5 protein-coding genes are annotated in these 6,206 nt (G+C 46.1%); 1 reads left to right on the top strand and 4 read right to left on the bottom strand.

Going from position 1 to position 6,206, the window contains the following annotated elements; genetic code table 11:
• Nucleotides 1-124 precede the first annotated feature (124 nt).
• From AA84_RS0104370 to AA84_RS0104355, 4 genes are all read right to left on the bottom strand, one after another.
• Complete coding sequence (locus AA84_RS0104370) at nucleotides 125-2,308, bottom strand: alpha-galactosidase (RefSeq protein WP_037562937.1); 2,184 nt, start codon at nucleotides 2,306-2,308, stop codon at nucleotides 125-127.
• A gap of 385 nt (nucleotides 2,309-2,693) precedes the next feature.
• Nucleotides 2,694-3,260: a hypothetical protein gene (locus tag AA84_RS0104365; protein WP_028976193.1), complete on the bottom strand. Its 567-nt coding sequence runs from the start codon at nucleotides 3,258-3,260 to the stop codon at nucleotides 2,694-2,696.
• Nucleotides 3,261-3,448: 188 nt separating this feature from the next.
• Nucleotides 3,449-4,657: an ABC transporter permease gene (locus AA84_RS0104360; RefSeq protein ID WP_028976192.1), complete on the bottom strand. Its 1,209-nt coding sequence runs from the start codon at nucleotides 4,655-4,657 to the stop codon at nucleotides 3,449-3,451.
• On the bottom strand, nucleotides 4,654-5,385 hold the full coding sequence (locus AA84_RS0104355; RefSeq protein WP_201770042.1) for an ABC transporter ATP-binding protein: 732 nt from the start codon (nucleotides 5,383-5,385) through the stop codon (nucleotides 4,654-4,656). The genes AA84_RS0104360 and AA84_RS0104355 overlap by 4 nt, the downstream gene beginning before the upstream one ends.
• Before the next feature lie 179 nt (nucleotides 5,386-5,564).
• Here AA84_RS0104355 and AA84_RS0104350 point away from each other — a divergent pair, with 179 nt between their 5' ends.
• Complete coding sequence (locus tag AA84_RS0104350; RefSeq protein WP_028976190.1) at nucleotides 5,565-6,173, top strand: TetR/AcrR family transcriptional regulator; 609 nt, start codon at nucleotides 5,565-5,567, stop codon at nucleotides 6,171-6,173.
• Nucleotides 6,174-6,206: the final 33 nt, after the last annotated feature.

The raw sequence follows: 6,206 nt of genomic DNA, 5'->3' as shown, positions 1-6,206 counted from the left end.
TACAAAGGGGTTCACGGCCAGGAATACAGAATTAAAGATTATCTCTAAACAAAAAAGGACCGGGCGTATTTTGCCCGGTTTTTCTTACAGAAATTCTACAAAAACAGGCTCATGCCTTTGCAGTTCAATCTGCTTTTTTAATCCACCATAGGTAACGATGGAAGTCGCCTTTTTCAATCGGTACGTTTAAACCACTGTTCATCAGTTCATCGCCACTGAACACATCGCCGTTTGCACAATTTTCATAGACGAAGTCCGGATTCAATCCTTGAAAATGAAAGACTTTTTGTACGAGACTTGGGTTGAACCCTATGGAAAAATAAAAACCGATGGCTTCCGTTTGGTCAGGTGAGACAAAGCACCAGGCGGCATCGTTGCTCGTGAATGGACTACCTATTCGATAGAAATTGCCAAATTGAATGAGTGGACGGATTTTTTTATAAAAAGCAACTTGTTTTTTTACGGTGGCTTTATCCTCGTTGCTTAATTTAGTTAGATCAAGTTCATAGCCGAAATTTCCGGACATGGCGACTGCGCCGCGCATAGCAAGCGAAGTGAGTCGACCGACTTGATGGTTGGGTACGGCGGAAACATGGGCGCCCATGGCAATCGCTGGGTAGACAACGCTTGTTCCGTATTGGATTTTCAATCGGCAAACGGCGTCGGTATTGTCGCTGGTCCAGGTTTGCGGCATGTAAAAGAGCATACCCGGATCAAAGCGGCCGCCGCCGCTTGAACAGCTTTCGAACAAGATGTTTGGAAAGGCATGCGTGAGGCGCTCCATTAGTTCATAAAGCCCAAGCATGTAGCGGTGTGCGGTTTCCTGTTGGCGGTCGGGAGGGAGAAGTGCTGAACCGACTTCAGTCATGTGCCGGTTCATGTCCCATTTTACGTAGTTGATGTCCGCGTCCGATAAAATGGTTGAAAGCGATTGATAAAGGTAGCGGCGAACGTCCGCGCGTGACAGATCAAGCACGAGTTGGTGGCGGCTGAGACTATGGGGACGACCTGGGACGTGAAGCGTCCAATCAGGATGTGCACGGTACAAATCACTGTCTGGTGAGACCATTTCCGGTTCGAACCAGAGGCCGAACGCGAGTCCGATATCGTGGATTCGCTTTGAGAGTCCTTTGAGTCCATGCGGCAGTTTGCGTTTGTTGACAAACCAATCGCCAAGCGAACTTTTATCGTTGTCTCGCCGGCCAAACCAGCCGTCGTCTAGGACGAAGAGTTCGATGCCTGCTTTTTGGGCTTCAGAGGCAATGGCGAGCAATTTTTCTTCATTTAATTTGAAATAGGTTGCTTCCCAGTTATTGATGAGAATTGGGCGAACGCGATCACGATAGGTTCCACGGGCGAGGCGGCTTCGATAAAGCTGATGGTAGGTGCGCGACATGCCGCCGAGTCCTTGATCCGAGTAGACAAGCACGGCCTCAGGGGCTTGAAAGCTTGCCTCAGGATTAAGTTTCCAACTGAAGGTGAATGGATTAATGCCTATTGATGCGCGTGTCGTGTGGTATTGCTCGACTTCAATTTGTGATCGGAAATTGCCGCTGTATACAAGGCTGAAGCCAAATACGTCTCCCTGACTCTCATCAGCATTCTTGCGCACCAAGGCAAAAAAAGGGTCATGCTGCGGACTGCTGGCGCCACGCGTGCTCTCGATAACCCGGCTGCCGGGTGCGAGCGGCTGACGATCCATGTTCCGCTCGTCATTATGCGTGCCATAGAACGTAAGTAAATCAAATTGATCATCGCGTAAATCAAGGCTAGCACTGGAGACTTTGAGAAGGCGGATTGCACGGTTGCCCTTGTTTTCGAAACGTACCGTGCGGGCGATGGCATCAAAGTCGCGAAAGACGGTATACGTGAGTATAACCAATAAACCGGTGATTTGATCCTCGAGCATCAGATCAATCGCGTCTGCTTCCGCGTTTTTCTCAACATAAGTCGCCGGCAGTCCCCTAAGTTTTCGCTTACCCGAATAGATGATGTGACCGCTGTAGCGCAAATCGCTGACCGTTGTTCCATTTTCAAGTTGAACCGCATAGGCGGGATGACGATAATCACCATTTCCGTATCCCGGATACTCGAGTGGGAGTGTGCTTAAGGAAAAGCCGCGATGTTTCGGATCGGCGTAAGGAGCAAAAGATCTTGGCGCCTTAATCACCGGTCTGCTGCCAAGATAGTGGTTGATTCGCTTTCCCCAGTAAAGGTGGAGCAGATAGCCATTGTCGACTTGCATGACATAACTGGAATGTTTGGTTTGCAAGTGAATGCATCTTTTTTTCGAATCATAAATAATCATCACTGCACCTCCGCAAGCGCACATACGACGTGTTGCTTTAATCATTGTATGTGATAAACCAACGGCTGCTGCATAGCTGTATCTTTTATTTCTTGGTATTTGTTGACCCGATATTAAATTTAGGGATGAGAAAGTATTTTAACGAATAGGTTTGTCATTGCTAGTGCCCCGTTGTTTGAGGAAGTGTACTATTGTATATTACCATGATCGAAGAAACTTCTATCAAATAATACTGTACAATACCTTTATTCGTGGTTATGATCATTCATTTGACACATTACCTGTTATTAGTAGGGAGAATTTGGTTGTACTATAGATAAAAATAGCCTCCCACTTTAGATGAGGGGCTATTTTGACAACTATTAATGAATGAAAGAAGTGATGATCAACCGTGGAAATCACCTGTATATTGATTAACAGTTACATAAGGATCCTGGCCGGTATCATGTTCCTTGACCCAAACCTGCCAAAGACCATTACCAATATACTTGTAGCGGCTTGGCGTTGCATGGTATCCATTATAGAGATCTTTTTCAAAAGTTTTTACCCAGGAACCCTTTGGTCGATCCACTGCTTGAACAGTTGAATCTTTTGTGGAACTTGAACTTGCCCTTTCATTTGACGCTTCTCCTTTATCGGATGCCGTATTCGCTGTAGTTGACGAATTTGATGATTGATTCACTTCTGATTCATTCGACTGTGCTGAAGATGATCCGCTTTTTTCTGGCTGTTCTGAATCCTTTTGCTGATCCTTTTCTGTTGGCAAGGAACTTGATTTTGATGTTTCGTTAGTATTCAATTTTTCTTGTGACTCAGCGTTTGTTTGGGAAGAGGAACTTGTTTTTGCATACTTCTGGTCATTTGTTGCACCTTGGTTTTGATGAAGTATAAAGAAACCCCCACCAATCACAATTAGTACACCAATCAATAGAAGCAAGATAACTTTTTTCATTTTTACGCCACCTCTTCCAGCATGATAGCACAAGAGTATGGATTGGTTACAGATAAATGAGACAACAAATTAAAGTCATGTCCACCTTGTTTCAAAGAGACAAACGAAGCCGGTTGCTGGAAAAAACGGCTTTTTGTATAAAAACAGACCGAGGCATCTGCCTCGGTCTGAAGTTTCGTGTTTGTTCGTTAGCTGGTCAGCGGGCGCTGCCGGCGGATGACTAGAATATTGATCGTGATGAAGACCGCCGAGAAAAGAATCAAAATTAATCCGTCAAGCCACCAGCCGGAGAATCCGCTTCCGCGGATCATGATGTTTCGCAATGCTTCGGTTGAATAGTGAATCGGCATCAGATTTCCGATCGCCTGCACCCAACCCGGCAACGTGTCGATCGGGAACAAGCCCGATAAAAAGACTTGCGGGACGATCACCAGCGGGATGAACTGGAACATCTGCAACTCGTTCGATGCGAAGGTCGACAGCAGGATGCTGAGCGACAACGCGCTGAATGACAGAATGAAAACGATGATCAGGACATCGAGCAGATGGCCAACATTATAGATCTGCAGCACGTAGACGATGTAACAGGTCAGCAGGAACGATTGAACAATGACGAACAAGCCGAATCCGATCATGTAGCCCCAGATAATTTGATAATTTTTCATTGGAGAAGCCATGAGCCGGTCCAGTGTTCCGGTTGTTCGTTCGCGTAGAAAGGAAACGCCGCCGATCATAAAGATGAACAGGAAGACGAAAATCCCCACCATTGCCGGCCCAAAGGCATCGAATGTATTCAGATCATCATTGGCATGAAGATAGGAGACATCAAGCGTCACTTTTTCTTGCTTGTGAGGGCTGTCCGGTTGTTCGGCCTTTGGCGCATTTTGCGTGATTTGTGCTAAAGCGCCGGGCGCATAAATCTGCATTGCTTTAGCCATTTGTGCGATCATCTGCTGCTGCGCTTGCATGTCTTTTTGCTGTGCTTTAATGACGTCGGTGAGTTCGTCTTTCAGCGCAGTGACCGTGATCGTTTGCATCGTTTGCATTGACTCTTGAATTTTGCTCATCGCTAAACCGTTGCGCTGCGGATCGCTGCCTTCCAAGTGAACCTTTACTGGATTTTTCAGGTCAACGTAAGCATCGATTTTCTTGTCCGCAAGTGCCTGTCTTGCTTGCAGCGGAGTCATACGTTTATAATCGTTTTTCGCGAATGCGCTCATGTAATCGGACGAGTCATAATGAATGATTGCAAGATTTGGCTCGGAGGTTTTCGCACCGAAAATATACCAGACGAGTGTTAGAATCAGAAGAGGCGCGATAATCAACAAAGCCAAGGTGCGTTTGTCACGAACGATCTGGCTGATGATGCGCCGGGCCATCGCAAAGAGATTTCTCATTTTTTCGCCCCCTCCTTTTCAACCGCGATAAAGATGTCTTCAACCGATGAGACATGATAACGCTGCATCAACGCTTTCGGCGCACCTTCAGCGATAATTTTTCCTTCACTGAGCAGTCCGACGCGGCTGCACTGCGCGACTTCGTCCATGACGTGAGTGGTGACGATAATCGTCGCTCCTTTTTCTTTTAAATAATGAAATAGGGTCCACAATTTCTTGCGGATCAGCGGATCAAGCCCGACGGTCGGCTCATCGAGCAAGTAGAGTCGAGGTTGATGGATCAGTGCGGCAGCAAGCGACAGGCGTCGTTTCATACCACCGGAAAATTGAGCAACACTTTTCTTGAGATCTTTGTCCAGTTCAACCGCTTTTGCGACCTCGAGGATGCGGGATTTTTTCGCCTTTCCATGCAGTCCTTGAATCGAAGCGAAGAATGAAAGATTCTGATAGGCACTTAATTCGCTATATAAAGCATCGGACTGAGCCATATAACCGAGAGAGCGGAAGGCGTTCAAGGTTGGGCGCTGCTCAAAGAGCTCAATCTTGCCGCTGTCGGCTTTTTCCAAACCGAGTAAAATGCGTACCAATGTTGTTTTTCCGGCTCCGGATGGTCCGATCAGTCCGTATATTTCTCCTTCTTGAAGTGTGAGCGATACATCGCTGAGCACGATTTGGTTCTTAAACTTTTTGTGCAGATGCTCTCCTTTTACAGGGAAACTCACCGTCATCACATCCTTTGTCAATGTAGCTCATAGTGAACACTGTGTTCAATAATTATGATAAAATGGAATCGGCAATTGTTCAATAGTCAATCGTTTTCAAAATGATCATTAGTGAACATAAACGGCATCTGTGTCTTTTATCCTTTGATTTTGCTGATCCTCTATAATAGCTGGGAGGGATTCGGATGGTATCGGAGTCAACCGATTTGCGCGTGATTAAGACGCGGGCTGCGATTGAAATGACGTTTCTTGATTTGCTGCTTCAAAAAAAATTCAATGCGCTTACTGTAAAAGATATTGCATCGGCTGCCCGAATAGGTCGCGGCACCTTCTATCTTCACTTTCTCGACAAGTACGATCTACTGGAGAAAGTGATTGACGAAGGTCTAAATGAGACGGTTGAAAGGTTTCATCCACGGACTTACTTTGTTGATGGAAAGGTGTCGTTCGATCGGATTACGGGCTTTGTTCAGACGATGTTCCGCCATTTTAAGAAAAATGACCGCTTTTTCCGGGCAATGTTCTTTAATGAAGACATTCCAATGTTTCGGCAGCGCATGCAAGAACGTTTTCTGTCTAAATTTCAACAGGAAATCGGCCAGATGAATCTTCCTGTGATCGAAAAAGATCCATTAATGCTCAAAATTATGCCGATTTTCGTATCATCAGCGATGATTGGACTGCTTAGCTGGTGGTTTGAACAACAGGCCAAGATCTCGGAAGAAGAAATTGCACGCAGAATTTTAGTGATTATGACCCAAGGCCCACTGAGGGCGTTGGGACTCGACGTGTAGCAGAGTGAAAAACCCCGAAGAGGCCAATTGTTG

It is taken from the genome of Sporolactobacillus terrae DSM 11697 (assembly GCF_000648615.1).
Taxonomy (GTDB): domain Bacteria; phylum Bacillota; class Bacilli; order Bacillales; family Sporolactobacillaceae; genus Sporolactobacillus; species Sporolactobacillus terrae.
This window is presented reverse-complemented; position numbering and strand designations above follow the sequence as displayed.